The 19,158-nt window shown below is 33.7% G+C and carries 14 protein-coding genes, 1 tRNA gene and 1 pseudogene; 10 read left to right on the forward strand and 6 right to left on the reverse strand.

Annotated elements, in window-relative coordinates:
* Positions 1 to 9: 9 nt before the first annotated feature.
* Both clpB and P3F56_RS09750 read right to left on the reverse strand, forming a co-directional pair.
* Entirely contained in the window at positions 10 to 2,628 is a 2,619-nt protein-coding gene (gene clpB, locus P3F56_RS09745) for an ATP-dependent chaperone ClpB (RefSeq protein WP_281152656.1), read from the reverse strand.
* 1,223 nt (positions 2,629 to 3,851) lie between these two features.
* Positions 3,852 to 4,058 (reverse strand): hypothetical protein, encoded by a 207-nt coding sequence (locus P3F56_RS09750; RefSeq protein ID WP_281152657.1) that lies wholly within the window; start codon positions 4,056 to 4,058, stop codon positions 3,852 to 3,854.
* A gap of 271 nt (positions 4,059 to 4,329) precedes the next feature.
* Between P3F56_RS09750 and tmk the strand changes: the two genes are divergently transcribed.
* The 6 genes from tmk (at position 4,330) to P3F56_RS09780 (ending at position 11,037) form a co-directional block, all read left to right on the forward strand.
* Positions 4,330 to 4,962 carry a dTMP kinase gene (gene tmk, locus P3F56_RS09755; protein WP_281152658.1) on the forward strand — a complete coding sequence of 211 codons (633 nt, stop codon included), beginning with the start codon at positions 4,330 to 4,332 and terminating at the stop codon, positions 4,960 to 4,962.
* 1,289 nt (positions 4,963 to 6,251) lie between these two features.
* Positions 6,252 to 7,757 carry a thymidylate synthase gene (locus tag P3F56_RS09760; protein WP_281152659.1) on the forward strand — a complete coding sequence of 502 codons (1,506 nt, stop codon included), beginning with the start codon at positions 6,252 to 6,254 and terminating at the stop codon, positions 7,755 to 7,757.
* Between the two features lie 432 nt (positions 7,758 to 8,189).
* Entirely contained in the window at positions 8,190 to 8,618 is a 429-nt protein-coding gene (dut, locus tag P3F56_RS09765; protein WP_281152660.1) for a dUTP diphosphatase, read from the forward strand.
* Between the two features lie 80 nt (positions 8,619 to 8,698).
* The gene (locus P3F56_RS09770) at positions 8,699 to 9,232 is read left to right on the forward strand and encodes a deoxycytidylate deaminase (protein WP_281152661.1); all 534 of its coding nucleotides are present in this window, start codon (positions 8,699 to 8,701) and stop codon (positions 9,230 to 9,232) included.
* 209 nt (positions 9,233 to 9,441) lie between these two features.
* Positions 9,442 to 10,491 (forward strand): glucokinase, encoded by a 1,050-nt coding sequence (locus tag P3F56_RS09775; RefSeq protein ID WP_281152662.1) that lies wholly within the window; start codon positions 9,442 to 9,444, stop codon positions 10,489 to 10,491.
* A gap of 81 nt (positions 10,492 to 10,572) precedes the next feature.
* On the forward strand, positions 10,573 to 11,037 hold the full coding sequence (locus tag P3F56_RS09780) for a hypothetical protein (protein WP_281152663.1): 465 nt from the start codon (positions 10,573 to 10,575) through the stop codon (positions 11,035 to 11,037).
* A gap of 94 nt (positions 11,038 to 11,131) precedes the next feature.
* Here P3F56_RS09780 and P3F56_RS09785 read toward each other — a convergent pair whose 3' ends face one another.
* The 3 genes from P3F56_RS09785 to P3F56_RS09795 all read right to left on the reverse strand — a co-directional run bounded on the left by P3F56_RS09785 (position 11,132) and on the right by P3F56_RS09795 (position 14,447).
* Positions 11,132 to 12,334, reverse strand: coding sequence for an amino acid ABC transporter permease (locus P3F56_RS09785; protein ID WP_281152664.1), 1,203 nt, complete (start codon positions 12,332 to 12,334; stop codon positions 11,132 to 11,134).
* A 1,021-nt stretch (positions 12,335 to 13,355) separates the two neighbouring features.
* Positions 13,356 to 13,427 (reverse strand) — tRNA-Lys (locus P3F56_RS09790).
* 147 nt (positions 13,428 to 13,574) lie between these two features.
* Positions 13,575 to 14,447 carry an aldose epimerase family protein gene (locus tag P3F56_RS09795; RefSeq protein WP_281152665.1) on the reverse strand — a complete coding sequence of 291 codons (873 nt, stop codon included), beginning with the start codon at positions 14,445 to 14,447 and terminating at the stop codon, positions 13,575 to 13,577.
* Positions 14,448 to 14,889: 442 nt separating this feature from the next.
* Here P3F56_RS09795 and P3F56_RS09800 point away from each other — a divergent pair.
* From P3F56_RS09800 to tsaE, 3 genes and pseudogenes are all read left to right on the forward strand, one after another.
* A pseudogene (locus tag P3F56_RS09800) lies at positions 14,890 to 16,067 on the forward strand (Coenzyme F420 hydrogenase/dehydrogenase, beta subunit C-terminal domain).
* Between the two features lie 244 nt (positions 16,068 to 16,311).
* Positions 16,312 to 17,688 carry a gluconeogenesis factor YvcK family protein gene (locus tag P3F56_RS09805; protein ID WP_281152666.1) on the forward strand — a complete coding sequence of 459 codons (1,377 nt, stop codon included), beginning with the start codon at positions 16,312 to 16,314 and terminating at the stop codon, positions 17,686 to 17,688.
* Between the two features lie 12 nt (positions 17,689 to 17,700).
* Positions 17,701 to 18,165 (forward strand): tRNA (adenosine(37)-N6)-threonylcarbamoyltransferase complex ATPase subunit type 1 TsaE, encoded by a 465-nt coding sequence (tsaE, locus tag P3F56_RS09810; protein ID WP_281152667.1) that lies wholly within the window; start codon positions 17,701 to 17,703, stop codon positions 18,163 to 18,165.
* Positions 18,166 to 18,293: 128 nt separating this feature from the next.
* Here the strand turns inward: tsaE and petG are convergent, their stop codons facing one another.
* Entirely contained in the window at positions 18,294 to 18,410 is a 117-nt protein-coding gene (petG, locus tag P3F56_RS09815; protein WP_281152668.1) for a cytochrome b6-f complex subunit V, read from the reverse strand.
* 182 nt (positions 18,411 to 18,592) lie between these two features.
* Here petG and P3F56_RS09820 point away from each other — a divergent pair, with 182 nt between their 5' ends.
* The gene (locus P3F56_RS09820) at positions 18,593 to 18,916 is read left to right on the forward strand and encodes a DUF760 domain-containing protein (RefSeq protein ID WP_281152669.1); all 324 of its coding nucleotides are present in this window, start codon (positions 18,593 to 18,595) and stop codon (positions 18,914 to 18,916) included.
* The last annotated feature ends 242 nt before the right edge of the window (positions 18,917 to 19,158 follow it).

Genomic DNA, 19,158 nt, shown 5'->3' on the forward strand with positions numbered 1-19,158 from the left:
CTCTATAAGTTAGACTGTTGGTTTTTCATGAGATAAGCGTTCAAACGTCAGTCGTTCATTTTCTAGATCTACAAAAATAGTATCTCCAGCTTTAAATTCTCCCCGTAAAATTGACCTGGCTATCGCAGTTTCTAAGTATTTTTGGATTGCTCGTTTTAATGGTCTGGCACCATACACTGGATCATAGCCTATTTCTCCCAGGAAATCTAAAGCTAATTCCGATAGTTTTAGGTCAATTTTTTGCTCAGCTAATCGTGTTTTTAATAACTGAATCTGCACATCAACAATTTTTTGTAATTGACACTTTTGTAATCCGTGGAAGATAATAATTTCATCGATACGATTAAGAAATTCAGGACGAAAACTATGACGCATTGCATCCATCACACGGGAACGCATTTCTTCATAAAGAGAATCATCTCCAGCCACATCTAAAATGTATTGCGATCCAATATTACTAGTCATGATAATAATGGTATTTTTGAAATCTACCACATGACCTTGAGCGTCAGTTAATCGCCCGTCATCGAGAATCTGTAACATGACATTAAAAACATCATTATGGGCTTTCTCGATTTCATCAAAAAGAATTACAGAGTAAGGACGACGGCGAATGGCTTCAGTTAATTGTCCCCCTTCATCATAGCCAACATACCCCGGAGGCGCACCCATTAAACGGGATACTGTATGTTTCTCCATATATTCAGACATATCGATACGAACTAAGGCGTCTTCCGTATCAAAAAGATTCTCGGCTAATGCCTTGGCTAATTCCGTTTTACCGACCCCTGTAGGACCGAGAAAAATAAAACTTGCAGTAGGGCGGCTAGGATCAGAAAGTCCAGCGCGAGAACGTTGAATAGCTTCTGAAACAGCCGTTACAGCCTCTTCTTGTCCAATCAATCGTTTATGAATTTCATCTTCTAAATAAAGTAGTTTCTCTTTTTCTGATTCCACTAACTTACTAATAGGAATTCCTGTCCATTTAGAAATAATCTCAGCAATATCTGATTCTAAAACTTCTTCCCGTAATAAATTTTTTCCAGTAGTTTGACGTTCTGCAATTTTTATTTCAAGTTCTTTAACCTGTTGTTGTAAATCTGTTAGTTTTCCATATCGCAGTTCTGCTGCCTTATTTAGGTCATAATTTCGCTCAGCTTGTTGAATTTCTAAGTTGATTTGGTCGATAGTTTCTTTTATTTTACTAATTTCATCAATAGCTTCTTTTTCTAATTGCCATTGAGCATTAAGTTGGGATTGTTCTTTTTTTAGATCTGCAAGTTCTTTTTCAATTTTTTCTAATCTTTCTAGAGAAACAATATCTACTTCTTTTTGTAAGGATAATCGTTCCATTTCTAACTGAATAACTTTGCGATCCACTTCATCTAATTCTTCGGGTTTAGAAGTGATTTCCATCTTTAATTTAGCAGCTGACTCATCTACTAAGTCAATAGCTTTATCTGGTAAAAAACGATCACTAATATAACGGTTAGATAACATGGCTGCGGCAACTAAAGCAGTATCAGCAATTTTTACCCCGTGGTGAACTTCATAACGTTCTTTAAGTCCCCGTAAAATAGAGATAGTATCGACTACATTTGGCTCATTAACTATGACCTCTTGAAAACGCCGTTCTAAAGCAGCATCTTTTTCGATATATTTACGATATTCATCGAGGGTTGTTGCCCCAATGCAGAGCAATTCTCCCCGTGCTAACTTGGGTTTTAAGAGATTTCCTGCATCCATAGCCCCTTGGGTTGCCCCTGCTCCAACGACGGTGTGAATTTCGTCAATGAACATGACAATTTCCCCTTGGGAATCTGTAACTTCTTTGAGAACTGCTTTAAGACGTTCTTCAAATTCTCCACGATATTTTGCCCCGGCAATTAATGCTCCCATGTCCAAGGCAATTAATTTTCGATCTCGCAAAGATTCAGGGACATCACGGTTAATAATTCGTTGAGCTAATCCTTCAACGATAGCAGTTTTGCCAACTCCAGGTTCCCCAATTAATACAGGGTTATTTTTAGTTCTACGAGAAAGAATTTGAATGGTTCGACGGATTTCATCATCCCGTCCAATAACAGGGTCAAGTTTACCTTCTCGCGCTAATTGAGTTAAATCTCGACCATATTTTTCTAACGATTCATATGTCTCTTCAGGGTTTTGACTAGTCACTTTTTGATTTCCTCTAACTTGTTGAATAATCTCTTTTAATCGAGTTTCATTGAGACCAAATTCCTTTAGTAAAACCTGACCAAAACGGTCATCTTTAGCATAAGCCAACAGCAAATGCTCAACAGAAATATAATCATCTCCAAAATCTTTACGAAATTGTTCAGCTCTGTCAAGAAGACTATCCAGATTCCGTCCTAAGTAAATAGACTGGCCAAGGTTAGACACTTTGGGTTGACGACGGATAAATTCTTCGGTTTTGTCTCGCAGACGTTGAATACTAATATCCGCTTTATTAAAGACGCTGGTAGCTAACCCTTCTAGTTCGAGAAGAGATGCCATCAGGTGTTCGCTTTCAATTTGTTGATGACTATGTTGTTTAGCAATATCGGGAGTTCGGACAATAGCCTCCCATGCCTTTTCGGTAAATTGATTAGGATTGGTCGGTTGCATTATTCACGAGTAAGTATAGTACAGTAAGGTCATATAAAATATTGTAAGTGCGATCAATTTTTAGGTTAAGACGGTTAACCCTACTATTTGTGGGTGTGTATGAGCGATATTAAAAGAGTAATTTATCAAAAAAATTGACGTTTAAACAGCTGAAGTAATTAGTTTATTTTTCGAGATGGTATGTTCACACATTTTAAATATAAAATATAAAACTCTTCTTCTTAAAGATAGAAATTAGTTATTTTATATCTAAAATATGTTATTTGTCTTAGACAAGACAACTCCATCTAGTTATTAAAAATAACTAATATAACAGGAAGAAAAAAATACCTAAAAAAACATAAAAAAGTTAGTCTTTTCTTGAAGTTTTTGCATAAATACTTTGAATAGATTTATGCAAAAAATCTGAAATTCCAAAAAAAACTTATCTGTGTAACTAAATTATTGAATTAATTACTACTCAAAAAAACTAAGCTAAAAATGCAAAAATATTAAAATTACTGGTTATGGACAAAGAGAAAATATCAAATCTAAATAAGAGTAGATATATTGGTTTATTCTAAATTAGTTTTTAAATAAAAAGCTTAAATTCTTACCTTGCAAAGTCTCTAATATTCAATACAAAAATACAAATTAAGTTTGTGAAGTTAAAGGAGGCATTGATAACAAGAGTTTTAGGAGTCATCAACTATTAATTTCTCGTACTTATTCTAAAAAAGCTATTTATTTTACTTAGAGACAAAAAAGATTTACATGAAGAGTAAAACCTAAATTAAACCAAGTGTATAGAATATCGTCAGTTTTATCAAAAATTTACTAAGTAAGAAACAATTTTAGAAGAATTTTGATAAAAAACTAAATTGGATATTGGTATTATTAAACTGAGCTAGTTAGTATTAAAAATATTATTTATTGTACCTAAATGTGGAATAATCAGGTATTGAATTGGAAAAACTTTTTCCCATTCTAATCAAAGAAAATTTCAATAAATAGTAAAAAATATTAATAATAAATTAAAGCTCATGAAGAGGAGAGCTTATGAGTTAATAAATATTGTGAGTTTTTAACCCCTAAGTTTTAAATTTAGTGTTTAACTAGTTGACTCTATATCCTAAATCAGGTACGACTATTAATTTCAAATTAATTATTATTTATTTTTGTATTTTTTTTGTAGTTATTAAGTTTTTGTCAGTTTTTTAAATTATTAGACTCATTTTAATCAATTAACGGCTAAATTTTTGAGCTTGAGCAACCAGTCCGGCACTAACATAACGTCCGTAACTATCGAGACGATCTTGTTGAGCAGCACGAAAAGGAGATAGAAAAGTATCAACTAAGCCAGAACTCATCATCATGACAGTAGCCGCAAGAATGATATAGTTACGAATGACGATGACGTTTTCGTTAACAGTAGTTGTTTTGGTAAACATCTTGGTGGTTTCTCCTTTGTGTCGACGCCTTTACTATATAGGAAACAAATTGGTGATGTCAGTCCCAAAACCCTGTATATTGGGGATTGTAGTCGTTCTATTTTTCTCCTTAGAAGTGGAATTAAGTGGAAATTTTTCTATTCTCAATATAATTACTCTACCTACATAAAGGGTTTTAGAAGTCTCCTATTGACAAAGAGTGTTGAAGATGAAGGTATTGCTGTCATCGGAGCAGGTTGTACTACTATACTGATTTAATATTAAGATGACTATGAAATCATTGTTCATTGTATTAGAAGGAATTGACAGGGCAGGGAAGTCAACTCAAGCAGAATTATTAAAAAATTATTTTCTTACTCACCAGCAGCAAGCTGTTATTAGCTCTGAACCTACTGATGGGCCAATTGGTAGATTAATTCGTGAAGCTATGCAAAGTAAAATTATTGCGATTAAACAGAAAGAAAGCTTTGATGAACAAATGGCTTATTTATTTACAGCAGATAGATATTATCATTTATTTAATGACATAAATGGAGTTTATAAATTAATTAATGAAAACCATACTCATGTCATAGCAACCCGTTATTATTTTTCATCTTTAGCTTATAATTGCAATACCAAAGATGAGTTTAGTTTTGTAGCGAAACTAAACCAAAGATTTCCTGATCCTGATGTAGTTTTTTACATCAATATTTCCTTAAAAATCGCTTTATCTAGACTTAACAATCATTCTATGAGAGAAATATATGAGACAGAAAAAAAGCTCAGAAAGGTCAGACATAACTACGAAAATATTTTTAAAACTTATGAAGGAAAAATATTTAAATTAGATGGAAGTAAATCCATAGAAGAAATACATAAGAAAATTTTAACTTATCTTAAAGAAACTTTTAGTAGTTTTTAACCTAAAAATTTATATCTATCTGAATATTATAGAATTAACTGGTAAAGCGCCAAACTAAAACACTTTGAAGTTTAAAATTCTAAAATTCTCTAAATCCATAATCTCTTCTTTTAGAAAACTTCAATTTATTATGAATACCTTCTACTTTTTGATAAAAAAAATGATATTTTATCCAATTTGATACCTAACTATCCACTATTTTTGAGCTATAATTAATAAGTTTTAAGAGCTATAAAGTTAGTTCTAATAAACCTAACACTTACTTTTTTTTGAAAAAAAAGTCGTTATAAATTACTATTTATGTTCGTTTACATATTAAATATTTGCAATATTTAATTCAATTATTTTGACTTAACTTTTTGTTATTTTTCTTAATTTTCTTTTTTACCACTATTTTAAAGCTCTTCAAATTTTCTATATAATGGTTTTTCCTTGATCGACTAATTGAGCATTGACTTGTTTAATCACATGTAATATATTTACTACTACTTCAGCTTGTGACATTAATTGATTTCTAATCTATTTAGAGAAAAAAATTTTCTCAGATATATACTTATATTTTTGATTTTAGTAAAAACATATTTCCCAAAAACTCTTAGAGATTTTACAATTTATCTCTCCTAATTCTTTTATTTCTATGATTATTAAGCTCACTTCTTTATTTGAGTTTAATGACGCAACAGAATAGTTTTTTTTGAAAGTAATAATTATCTCAATTTACACTGTTTTTATATCTATTTTTTAAAAGCTACAATTCTTTCTCTTAATTTTTCAAAATTGTCTTTATTTATTGTTTACTAACTTCACTTTTTATATTTATATTTTTAATGTTCCTATTTAAGACTTCTTCAATGATTATTGTTTTAACCATTTTATTATCTATCTGTAAAACAATAGTTAAAATTTTCTGTAAATTTATTTACATATTGATTGCATCTAATTTAAGAACGATCTATTTCAAGAGAAACAAATTTTCTACAGAAGACAATTTTATAGTTATTAATTAATTATTTAGGCAAAATTTCTTGCTAGTTAAACTCCAATAAATATAAGTTGCTATTGAGTCTATTTCTTCAACTAAGTTGCGTATTTAATACTATAGGTATAAGTAAAATTAGAATATTGGGCTTAATATAATTTAACTTAAATATAAAGCTTGTTAGAATATTAGCTGTATAATAATTACATCTTTTTATAATGCGATTGTTGGTAATAAAACTTTGTCTTCGTGTTATAAGTTTTCATATGGCAAGTTTGTTAAAAGCAAATTAATTATGAGTAATTAATTCATGAGAATAACTCAATCAAAATATAAAGTTGAATATATTCCTCATTATCAACCCAATCAACTGATCTGTGGTTATGGACAGACTGCTATCATTACTGGATGGACACTTCGACAGTCAGTAGCTAAACATTTAAACCCAGAAGATTATGCAGTTATTGGTAATTTGTATAGTCCTACTAGGGGAATTAGTCCTTTAATTCGTAATTTATTAGCTAACCCTCATGTTCGGTATTTAGTTATTTTGCAGGCAACAAAAGAAGATAAAAATGCGGGAGGATGTCAATGTTTGTTGGATTTTTTACAACAAGGTTTTAGACAGGGAATCAGTGATACAGGTAAAAATATATGGGTAGTGAATTCTAAGATTACTGGATATATTGACATTGAAATCCCTGCTGATATCTCAGAAAATTTACGTCAATCTTTACAGTATAAAGAAGCAAGTTCAATTGAAGAAGCAATGAATATAATCCAAGAATTTAATCAATTTAAAATAGAACCCTGGGGTAAACCATTAACTTTTCCTGAAAGAGAAAGTTACCCAACAGTTTTACCAGGTCCTAGATATGGTCATCGAATTGAAGGAAAAACTATTGCAGAAACTTGGGTTAAAGTTTTACATAGAATTAAAACAACAGGAACAATTAGACAAACAATTTATGGACAATGGCAAGAATTAATTGATCTAATAGCTATTGTTACTGATGAACCACCAGAGTTTTATTTTCCTGAGCCTAATTATTTACCTATTAAAAGAAATTTTCTTAGAGATTACATTGAACAAATATTAGACGATGCGCCCCAAAAAGAAGGAGTAAAATATACATATGGACAACGGTTAAGATCATGGTTTGGACAAGACCAAATTGAACAACTAATTAATAAATTGGTAGGAGATATTAACTCATCAAGAGCCGTCATGTCATTGTGGGATGTAAGAGATTATGAAGATAGTGATAGTCCTCCCTGTCTCAATCATATTTGGGTAAGAATTGTTGATAATGAATTATCCTTAACTGCTACATTTCGTAGTAATGATATGTTTTCTGCTTGGCCAGCTAATGCAATGGGATTAAGATTTTTGCAACAATTTATCCAAGATGAAATTATCAAAAAATCAAATGATAGTCTAATTTTAGGTCCTTTAATTATTATTAGTCAAAGCGCACATATTTATAGTGACTGCTGGGAACATACACAACGAATTATTGATACAGAATATACAAAAATAAATCAAAAAAGAAATTTTGATGACCCCAGTGGCAGCTTTTTAATTTCAGTCAAAGATAATCGTATTTTTGTTGAACATATAACCCCAGGTTCAGGAGAAATTGTTAACTGTTATTCAGGTAAACTTGCTCGTCAACTATATCAAAAAATTGCCTTAAATTCTCCTAGTATTCAAATTGAACACGCGATGTATTTAGGGACAGAATTACAAAAAGCAGAATTGTGTTTAGTTAATAAACTAAACTGTTATCAACAAGATACACCACTAAGCTTTTAATCAAGAAAAATGTATTATGCTATAATCATTAAAAATATGTATAACGGACATTGAATAAATGAGAGAAAGTTAAATAAAATTTAACTAAATAAATCAAGGTAATAGAAAAAGTCAAAAAAAAATTCTAGTAACTCATACTAAATAGTATAGTGTATTTTAAATAAAAAAAGTAGTAGCTAGATAAAAGTATAAATAGTTGTTAATATTATGGTCTTAAACATTTGAATAGTACTTAAGAAATTTTTAAAAATAGTCCAGCTCTAAAACCTTGCCTCAAAGTTTCGATGAATTCGATGAAATTATTAAAGTGTAGTAAAATACACAAGAGTAAAAAATAATGTAATTTTCAAAAATTAACTATTTATTCTTTTCGACAATGATCCTTCTAAAGGACAAAGACATCTATCAAAAATAAAAAGGAAACATGAGTACATGAAACTTAAAATTATAAAAATAAGAGAACAAGCAGTGATTCCCAGTTATGAACATAACAATGATTCGGGTCTTGATTTAATTTCTATAGAAGATGTAGAAATTAAATCAGGAAAAAGTCAATTAGTTAAAATAGGAATTTCTATTGAATTACCTCCGAATACTGAAGCACAAATACGTCCCAGAAGTGGACTAGCATTAAAGCATAAAATTACCGTTTTAAATACGCCAGGGACTATCGATGAGGGATATCGAGGAGAAATTGGAGTTATCTTGATTAATCATGGGGAAACATCTTTTCAAGTCATACAAGGAATGAGAATTGCTCAAATGGTTATTGCTCCAGTAATTCGAGTTAAAATTGAAGAAGTAGATAGTTTGAGTGATACAAGCAGGGGACATAGAGGGTTTGGTTCAACTGGTTTTTAAGTCATTTTCTAGGTAATTAAGATCAATAACTAATTTCTAAATAAAGACGTTAAGTATAAAGGATAACTCCAGAATAGCTAATGAAACTATTAGAAGAACAACGACCAACCTGGGATGAATACTTTTTAATGATCGCTAAACTAGCAGCGACGAGATCGACCTGTTTAGCATTCCCTGTCGGTGCAGTTATTGTCAAAGATCGACAAGTATTAGCTACAGGGTATAATGGTTCTCCGTCAGGATCAGTTCACTGTACTGCTCAAGGATTTTGTTATAGCGAATTAAGTAGCTGTAATACTTCTAGTAGTTTACCATCCCGTGCAGTTCATGCAGAAGCAAACGCAATCGCTCAAGCAGCAAGACATGGGATTACCACCGATGGCTCAGTTGTTTATATTACCTTAGAACCCTGTATTGCCTGTTTAAAATTAATCATTTCTGCTGGTATAAAAAAAGTTTTCTACGAAACCGGATTCAATAGTGGAGATAAACTTTTGGTTAGAGATTCTTTTGTTAAAGATGGTTTAGTGACTCTAACTCAAATTGGACTTTCTAAAAAAATGGCACAACGAGCCTCATTATTCCTATTAAATCCGATATCAATTGCCAATTAAAAATAAAAAACTAAGCGATTATCAAGGAAGATTTATTAATGTTAAAAACACATATTAATTAACAGAATAGTCAATGTAATCTCTATTGCTCTACTCTTCCCCAAATTACATTTTTACAATATACTTTAGATTAAGTCCTAAGAGATTGTAAGTAATACTGCTCCCTCTTTAACCCTTACCTCTAATTTAAATCGGAGAGAAGTCTTGTCGTGACTATTTTATTAGCTGGAGACATTGGCGGAACCAAAACAAGTTTACGTGTAGTTGAATCAGAATATTCTGATAATACAAATAACCTCCCAGAGCAAACAACCTTGTATGAAAAAACTTATCCAAGTCAAAAATACTCTGATCTCGTGCCGATGTTACAAGAGTTTGTGCAAGAGGCAACGGAGAACTTAAATCAATCTTTTAAGGTAGAAAAAGCTTGTTTTGGGATAGCAGGTCCTGTGGTGAATAATATTTCAGAACTAACCAATTTAAATTGGTATTTAGACGGTGATCGCTTACGACAAGATCTATTCTTAAATAAGGTTACCCTAATCAATGACTATGCCGCTATCGGCTATGGCATTTTGGGATTAAGTTCTGACGATTTGTACATTTTACAAGATGTTCAGTCTGATCCCCAAGCCCCAATCGCCATTTTAGGAGCTGGAACTGGTTTAGGAGAATGCTTTTTAGTCCCTTCAACCGTAGGAAATCCTCGTGTTTTTGCCTCAGAAGGGTCTCATGCAGATTTTGCGCCTCGTTCCGCCTTAGAATTTGAACTACTTAACTATATCAGTGAAAAATATAATTTAGAGAGGGTATCGGTAGAAAGGGTGGTTTCTGGAAAGGGAATTGCCACTATTTATCAATTTTTACGTGATCGCTATCCCGATAAAGAATCAGAAACATTAGCTCGGATTTATAACATTTGGCAAGATGACCCAGACAAAAATACTGATTTATCTGCTGAAATTTCTAAAAAAGCCATCAACAAAGATGATTTCCTTTGTCAGCAAGCGATGCAATTGTTTGTTAAAGCCTACGGTGCAGAAGCAGGAAACTTAGCCCTAAAATTATTACCGTACGGAGGACTATATGTTGTTGGTGGTTTTGCGTCAAAAATCTTACCCCTGATGCGACAGGGAGACTTTCTTGAAGCATTTTATGCCAAAGGACGGATGAGAACGTTAATGCAGAAAATTCCCGTGTATATTGTTTTAAACCCTAAGGTTGGCTTAATTGGTGCGGCTTTATATGCGGCGAGATGAATTAATAGACACCATCACCACTGCCAATAACCGATAGGATTGTTTGAGTTACTCTTCATTACGAAATTCTACCTTGCGTTTATGGCAACTTTAACTTTACTTTTTAATGCACCTGACATTTCAAAGGATGATTACTGTGTTTTTGGCTTAGCAACCTGTTATCTAAAAGAAGATGGAGAATTTTTTGAAATTCAAGTAATAGAACCTATTCCTTCTGCTGCATTAGAAGCTATTTGGAAAGGTGTTCCCACTTCCTATGAATTAGCTTGTGCAAAATCAGTAGGGAAAGTTATAGAAAAAGAAGTATTACACAAACCCTCATATTTTCCTGATAACGCCCAATTCTGTTTCAATTTTGCTGAAAGAGTTGCAGCAACGGTACGAACTTATAAGACACAAATAGAAGTACAATCTCATATTCCTGAAGGAACTTTCAGAGATGATTTTAACTATTCATTAGAAAGAAAGCGAGTTCTTAATGCAGTTAATGTTGTACGGAAAGAAGATAATGTGAAACAGCATTCTCATGCACGTCAAATACTTTAATTAGAGTAGTATGGTGATCAGGAACAAGCACAATCTCCTGTCAAATTAGCGATGTTAACAGGAGATTCGTCGGTCTGGTTTTAGAGAACTAAATCTAAGTTTTACTTGTGCTTAGTTTTTGTTCTAATTGACGACTCGCTAAGGACATCAAATAACAAAATACCCAATAAATTACGGCAATAAATAAATAAACTTCTGCATAACGACCTATAAACTTAGGGTTCGCTAGAATTGATTGAGAGATCCCTAATAAGTCAACTAGTCCAACAATAGCTAATAAAGAAGTATCCTTAAATAAACTGATAAATTGACCAACAATAGTAGGAATAACAGCTTTCAATGCTTGGGGTAAGACAATTAATATTGATACAAAGATTGTATTGAATCCTAATGCTTTGGCTGCTTCTATTTGTCCTTTGGGAACCGATTGTAATCCCCCTCGGATATTTTCTGCCAAATAGGCCGAGCTAAACAACGTTAGCCCTGCAATCGCTCGAATTACCCGATCAAGACGTACCTCCATAGGTAAAACCAAAGGTAACATAACCTGAACCATGAAGAGAATACCAATCAGGGGTAAACCGCGAATTATTTCAATATAAGCAATAGATAAGCATCGAATTACAAGTAAATTACTTTGTCGTCCCAAAGCTAATAACACTCCAAAAGGGAAAGACAATGTAATACTTACAATACTGGTTAATAAAGTTAGAATTAATCCACTTAAATCATCCAGCCTAACAGTTCGCAAAAATAGTCCTCCTTGAAGTACCCAGAGAACAACAAAAAAGGTTGATAACCAAATTAGTCCTAACCAAGTTTTTAGAGTAGGAAATGCTTGTCCTAATTTTTGTCCCTCCCAACTACTGATAATCAATAAAATTAGTAATCCTAGAAGTGATAAGCTAGATTGGGTACTCACAGGAATAGCTAGTAGAGAACAAGACACTGCTAAAAAAGAAAGTAAACCAAGAGTATTCCTATTAAACAGTTTGATTTTGCAGTATAGAATTCCCCAGGAAAACCCAACTAAAGTAATGATTATTCCCAGACTCAACCAAGCACGCCACAACAAACTAATGGGATATCTTCCTACAAAAAATAACCGTAAGTTTGCTCTAACTACTTCCCATTGTGCTTGATTAAAAGACCAATGAATTAAACCTGAACTAATCCAGTATAAAAAAAGAATACTAATGACAGTGAGAAGAATGTTATACCACGTACTAAAAAGATTCTTCTTGATCCAAATTAAGAGATTGATATGATACACAGGAGATAAAACAAGATTAGGCATAGGTTAGTATTATATATGAATCTGTTCTACCAAACTTAGGATAGTAGACTGATGGTTGGGAATCGGAAACAGAGAATAGTATAAGGTAAAAGCTCGAAAAATGTCAGATATTAATGATTTTAAAGACTTAAAAATTTAGTAAAAAGGTTAGGATTTTACCCGACAGTGCTGTCTCCTCACTAAAAACCTTTCAAAAGGTCGATACATAGTATAAGCCAACAAAAAAGAGTGCTATCTCGATTGGAGCTTTTACTAGGAGAAGGATGTAGAAAACAATATAGGGGAGAATGTGTTAGATAATGCGTTATATTTTTCTACATAGCGCAAAGTTCAGTTAACGGAGTAAAAAAAACTAATCTCATTTAGTCTAAAAAAATAGAACTATAATCAACAAAAGAGGTGGAAATAATTCGTACTTTCTTAAAAGAGAAAAATAGAATAATTATTAGTTCTATCAGAAGATAAGAAAATTAAAATATGTTTCCTGTTACCTCCTCTAAAAGCATTAGTTTTAGCCTGACGGGATTTGGTAAGATGTATAGACATTGTTAACTTTAAATGATTTATAAATTATTAATTTAATTGTAGTCATATATATAGTTTTCATTCCGTATAGTTACCGAAATTAAACAATAGTTACATATGATTTCTCACTCAACTAAGTTTTAGTTTATAAATCAAAGAGGTAGGTATTATCAATACATTATGTTATTTTTTGTTAATTAAAGTATGATTACTTCGCCTGAATTGACCAGGATATATTATTTCACTATATGGGAATCGATTTAAAATAAAAATAATTTTTCTGATAAAATTGCTGAGTTTTAATAATTTGATTACAAGAATAATTTTGGATTTTTTATCAAAGGAAAAAAGCCTCAACAAGACTTTTTATAGTCAAGGAAACAACGGGAACATCTAAACACATTGCTTATGTCAACTTATCATATTGACAATGAACTTATCTCTGAGATAAATATCCGTCACAGTCGATAAATATTTATTGTTTGTGCACAATCAATGGGTCGCCTGGGATTCGAACCCAAGACCAATCGGTTAAAAGCCGAGTGCTCTACCGCTGAGCTAGCGACCCGCTGTGTATTTTTACACACCGTCACTTATGATAGCATTGATTTTAGAGAAGGGCAAGCCCTATTGAAGAACTCACCTAAAAACCCCTAGGGGATTAACAAAGTTAGGGTTAGAAGACACTAGGAAGTTGTGACTTTTTAAAACCGATTTAAATTAATTCGACACTCATCTCGAACATCGCCTCGCAAGTTGCCCCAGGGTCAAGTTCCGTTAGGTTTTTCCCTGTATTTAAGGCATTACGGGGTGCTGTCCAAGGTTCAAGACACACATAATCTTTTCCTTTGAGAGTCCAAAAGACAAAGGTAGAATAGATATCTGACCAACTGAGGACTAATTTTAACTTTCGGTGGTTATCAGTCATGGTAGCTAAAGGACGAGTTAAGGACTGAAACCCCGCATCAATTTCGTCTTGGTTAAAGTCAAAGGTTCCGTCATAGAAAAAAATCTTTTTGGTCGCTTGATCTTGATATTCTGAAGAGGGAATATCGAAGATAACTTTGCTTTTATCAGGAACATAAAAATAAGGGTGAAAGCCAAAAGAAAAGGGCATTGTTTTCTCAGACTTATTAGCATATTTTTGACGAATAATCAGAGAGTTTCCCTTAAGTTCATAGGTAAAATCTAATTGAAACTCAAAGGGGTAAACTATGAGGGTTTGTTCATTACTTTTTAAGGTTACAGTTAGACTAGCACAGTTATCTGTTCCTTGTTGAGTTACTTCCCAGGGTAAATCTCGAGCAAACCCATGTTGTTTAAGACTGTAAGTTCCATCGAGATAAGTATAGGTATTATTATGAATATTTCCACAGATAGGGAAGAGAATAGGAACTCCACCCCGAACACTCATTTCTGGGTTAGAAAACCGTTCTTTATCTAAGTAGAGAATATCTTGACCTTGGATTTTCCAAAGAAGAATAATACCTCCTCGTTCAGGAACAACTGTTATTTGAGAGATAGCTTCAGAGTCTGAGAGAATATAGGTTAAATATTGCTCTTTTTTGAAAGCAACTGAAAATGCCATAACTTTTTTTGTTGACTCACTTTATAAACTAGACTTATGTCAAGAACTTCATTATATAATAAACTGGGAATAAATAAAAGATAAGAACAGATAAAGAGTAAATAAGATCATAATAATGTGATGTCTTTATGATTTTATAATTTGAGAGATAAACTATTATCATTTCTAGTATTTACACCCTTTATTTAAGTTAACTAAATGGGAAGTTGGAAAAACATCCTGTTACAGAGTTTTAAGAATTACTTTTGAATAAACGCTTAAAAAAATCGGTGATAATGGTGAAAGCTCCTCGAGTAAAAACCTTGATTGTACAGTCTGTTTAGAAGCAGTCAAACGACAAATATAATCAAAATCTCGTTACATTACTCTAAAATTTATCACCTTTAATCATTGTTTTTGTCGTACTCTAAACAATGATTGGTGATATTTCTTCACACCCTATATTCCCATTATCCCCCACAGTAAAACTCTCAAACCAAGGAATAGCCGTCCGGCTAAAGTATTCTGTAGTGAGTGTGGATTATGCGATACTCACTATATCCACTATGTTAAAGAAGCTTGTGCCTTTCTTAATCAACAAGTCAACAAACTTGAATAGATAGCTCATGGTCGTAGTCGTAATTTAAATGACAAAAACGACTGGTATTTTGGAGTTTATCAAAATTATGACAGCAGTGTGAAAAACAGCCCATCGAGGGAGCACAATGGATCGGCATTGTTAGTCCCATTGCTTGTGAAATGTTGACTCAAGGATGGGGAGGGGGGTTGTTTGTGTTCAAAATACCATAGAAGACCGTTTTCAACTCATGCCTGTGATTGCTAGGATGACCGAAAAAATTTTAGCCGCTAGGTCCAATAAATCCACCTTATCCCCAGAGCTTTCCATTTTGGAACAAATACAACAATCAGGAATAAAATTGTTATTAGTAATTGGAATTGGTTATCAAATTCAAGCGTTATGAGCTGTAGAAAGAAAATTATCTTTGGAAAAGCTTTATGTTTTGGGCACTCCTTGTGTTGATAATGTAACCCGCGACGGATTACGAAAGTTCCTTGAGACCACTGGCAGATCTTTTGAAACCATTGTTCACTATGAATTTATGCAGGACTTTCGTATTCATTTCAAACACCAAAATGGGTCAATTTAAAAAGCACCTTTTTTTTGCTTAAAAATTAATAAACTGAAAGATGTTTTTGCTCACTCTTGCATGAGTTGTTTGGATTATGTTAATGCTTTAGCCAATTTAATAGTCGGCTATATGGGGGCATAATTTAATTGGCAATGGACGTTCTTAATGAAACTGGACGGGAAATGTTAGGGTTACTCAAAAACCAACTAGATACTAAAGCTCTAATTTCTAAGGGTGATAGAAAACAGACATTACAACAAAGTATTTTCGCCTATACTCAAGAAGTTACTCTGCCCATGTGGGCAGCAAAGTTAATAGAGATAGTCGTAGAAAAAGTCGGTCCAAAAAGATTAGAGTATGCCCGCTTTTCTATAGACTCCCATTTCACCCGTAATTATCTTTATGTTAAACGCAACTATCCCCAAAAACCTGAGCATGTTCCGAATTCGCTAAGCGAATTGTTGGGCAATTGATATTGCCAAAAAATTGAAAATATTTGATTCAGTCACTCAGTAACTTAGTTACTAATCCCACTGCTTAGATCGCACTCAAAGTTCAGTGATGACATGAGTATTTTAACTTAGTAAACCATCGTTAAGGACTTAAAATTAGTTGGCACCAGCCTTACCCGTTCACTCAGATCTGTACTGACAAGCATATCTTTTAAGTATTGACATCCGTTACAATGCCTAAAATAACAATTCTGAAAAAAAGATTTATTTGGTCATTATCTTATGCCCAAGAGTCCTTTAAAACAGGCAATACATAGACTTCAGTCAGAACGGAGAAAATGGGCGGCTGTCGGTCAATATACGCCTAAACAGGTGAATCGATGGTTTAAATGGTTATCTCCTGGCCTCTTAGTCAAACGCTGGTTACTGATCAGTATCACTGGTTTAATCTTAACTTTTTTAGGGTTAGCTGTTTTTCTTAAGTTAACCCCAGTGTATCGCTTGCTAGAGTTCATCTCTACCTTACTAGAATTTTTGACTACTTATGTTCCCAATTATATTTCTGGCCCGTTAGCGATTCTCTCAGGGCTATTTTTACTGTTATGGGGGCAAAGTCGTACCGTAGGATCAATTACCGAAGCATTCCATCCTGAAGGAAATCAAGAACTTGTTGATCGTCTTCTAGCCCACCGTCGTCGAAACCGAGGTCCGAAAATAGTAACCATTGGAGGAGGAACTGGCCTTTCAACTCTGTTAAGAGGACTTAAACAATACAGTAGCAATATGACCGCTATCGTCACCGTAACCGATGATGGCGGCTCATCTGGGCGGCTTAGACGTGAAATTGGTGTTCTTCCTCCAGGAGACATCCGCAACTGTGTTGCTGCTTTGGCAGATGAAGAAAAACTTTTAACGGAATTATTTCAATATCGTTTTCAGGCTGGGGATGGCCTTACTGGACACAGTTTTGGGAACTTGTTTCTTACGGCTTTAACCGACATTACTGGAGATCTCGAACAGGCTATCGCAGCTAGTTCTAAGGTTTTAGCTATACGAGGGAAAGTTTTACCCGCTACCCTCAATGATGTCCGTCTCTGGGCAGAGTTAAGTGATGGACGGTTCATTGAAGGGGAATCTAATATTACCGAAGCCAGGGGAAAAATTGAACGTATTGGCTGCATTCCAGCTCATCCTTTAGCTTTACCAGCAGCTATGAATGTTATTAAAGATGCAGATTACATTATTATCGGGCCTGGGAGTTTGTATACAAGTGTGATTCCTAATCTTTTGGTTCCAGACATTAGAAAGGCTTTGATTGAAGCGAAGGTTCCCCGGATCTATATCTGTAATATTATGACCCAACCCGGAGAGACTGACGGCTATACTGTTAGTGATCACCTAAAAGCCATTGATCACGTTTGTGAGCAACGGTTATTTGATGCGGTTTTGATTCAACGTAGACCTCCGTCTCCGAAAGCATTAAAACGTTATGCTCTAGAAAACTGTCATCCTGTTTTTCCTGATCGTGAAGAGGTGGCTAAATTAGGCTGTCGCATCATTTTAAGTAATGTGATGACCGAAGACGAGATTACCGGAAAGGTTAGCCATGACCCTCAGCGATTGGCTAAAGTGTTGTTACGTTGGTATAGTAGTAAGTGATGTTAATTAACAGTGATTATTGAGTTACCCTCAACAAAGGCGACCCTACATCTAGGAGAGCAATTAGGAAAATTATTACCAGTTCGAACAGTTCTTTTACTAAAAGGGAATTTAGGAGCAGGAAAAACTACCTTAGTACAAGGAATTGGGAAGGGGTTGAGCATAACAGAACCAATTGTTAGTCCTACATTCACCCTCGTTAACGAATATACTCAGGGAAGATTACGATTATATCATTTAGACTTATATCGTCTAAAACCCCAAGAGGTTGAGAAGTTATATCCTGAACTTTATTGGGAATATCAAGAGGTTGCTCCAGGAATTACTGCAATTGAATGGGCGCAACGACTTCCCTATCAACCATCGGATTATTTAGAAATTCAGTTAGTTAACTTACCTAAATTAGGCCGTCAAGCTATCCTCAAAGAGGTAGGAAGTCTCTCTTTAAAAGCTAGTTTTTGGGAAAGCTTAAGGTAATTATTACAAGACTGAGCAAGTAAATAAATGAGATATCAGGACAATCGACTGCGAAGGTCAACGGATGTTGACCCGCACTTTTGTTTTTAACTTATTCTAAAGATCTTTTACACATTATTTAAATTCTCTTAATCAAGACTAATTTTATTACTGCGTTTGTATTGTAAATAAGCCGCAACAAACAAACCGGCTAAGGTGATGGTTATTAGTCCTAAAACAATACCTATCAGTAAGGGTTCAATCACAGTGTTTCTCCTTAATCAGACTTAATAGATTGTCTTTCATTGTACTGGTAATTGACAAATCATAAAACCAGAAATAGATAATTATTAAGCTTCTAGACCCACTGACGTGTAATCACTAAGAGTGTTAAAGTAGAAAATCATGTAACCCTGAAAAACAGGCAACCCCCATTTTTGGAGTTCTAATGGCATTTAACTTTGATTTTTTCGCTTCTGAACAAGGAGAACAAGACGCTAACGCCCTTATTCAATATCTACGACAACAACACCCGGAGGCATTAGCTCGTATCGCCCAATCTGCTAGTCCCGAAATCAAGCAGATCATCACCCAAAACGTGCAAGGATTAGTGGGAATGCTTCCCTCTGATGATTTTAACATTCAAGTAACAACAGATCGGGAAAGTTTGGCTAATCTTTTAGCTTCTGCTATGATGACAGGCTATTTTTTAGGCCAGATGGAACAACGAAAAAACCTAGAAGCCAACTTGTCTAATACAGACTCTTTGTAGTCGAGTAGTTAAACGGTGGTGGACAGTCAACAGTCAACAGTCAACAGTCAACAGTCAACAGTCAATAGACATAAGTTTTTTAAACAGATGACTGCTGACTGATAGCTAACTATCCTCCTTTTGCAAAACTTCCCATCACTAAGGCAGATAATAAGATTCCAGGGAATAATAAGGCGATCAGTAAGGCGAGTTGATCGATTGTCATTGTTTGTTTCCTCTAGTTTAACGTATTATTCTGTAAA

It is taken from the genome of cyanobacterium endosymbiont of Epithemia clementina EcSB (genome assembly GCF_029919255.1).
Classification (GTDB): Bacteria; Cyanobacteriota; Cyanobacteriia; order Cyanobacteriales; family Microcystaceae; genus Rippkaea.

Excerpts from the sequence above, each read along its gene's own strand:
- clpB (WP_281152656.1), bottom strand. The coding sequence starts at position 2,628 with ATGCAACCGACCAATCCTAATCAATTTACCGAAAAGGCATGGGAGGCT.
- P3F56_RS09750 (WP_281152657.1), bottom strand. The coding sequence starts at position 4,058 with ATGTTTACCAAAACAACTACTGTTAACGAAAACGTCATCGTCATTCGT.
- tmk (WP_281152658.1), top strand. The coding sequence starts at position 4,330 with ATGAAATCATTGTTCATTGTATTAGAAGGAATTGACAGGGCAGGGAAG.
- P3F56_RS09760 (WP_281152659.1), top strand. The coding sequence starts at position 6,252 with ATGAGAATAACTCAATCAAAATATAAAGTTGAATATATTCCTCATTAT.
- dut (WP_281152660.1), top strand. The coding sequence starts at position 8,190 with ATGAAACTTAAAATTATAAAAATAAGAGAACAAGCAGTGATTCCCAGT.
- P3F56_RS09770 (WP_281152661.1), top strand. The coding sequence starts at position 8,699 with ATGAAACTATTAGAAGAACAACGACCAACCTGGGATGAATACTTTTTA.
- P3F56_RS09780 (WP_281152663.1), top strand. The coding sequence starts at position 10,573 with ATGGCAACTTTAACTTTACTTTTTAATGCACCTGACATTTCAAAGGAT.
- P3F56_RS09785 (WP_281152664.1), bottom strand. The coding sequence starts at position 12,334 with ATGCCTAATCTTGTTTTATCTCCTGTGTATCATATCAATCTCTTAATT.
- P3F56_RS09795 (WP_281152665.1), bottom strand. The coding sequence starts at position 14,447 with ATGGCATTTTCAGTTGCTTTCAAAAAAGAGCAATATTTAACCTATATT.
- P3F56_RS09805 (WP_281152666.1), top strand. The coding sequence starts at position 16,312 with ATGCCCAAGAGTCCTTTAAAACAGGCAATACATAGACTTCAGTCAGAA.
- P3F56_RS09820 (WP_281152669.1), top strand. The coding sequence starts at position 18,593 with ATGGCATTTAACTTTGATTTTTTCGCTTCTGAACAAGGAGAACAAGAC.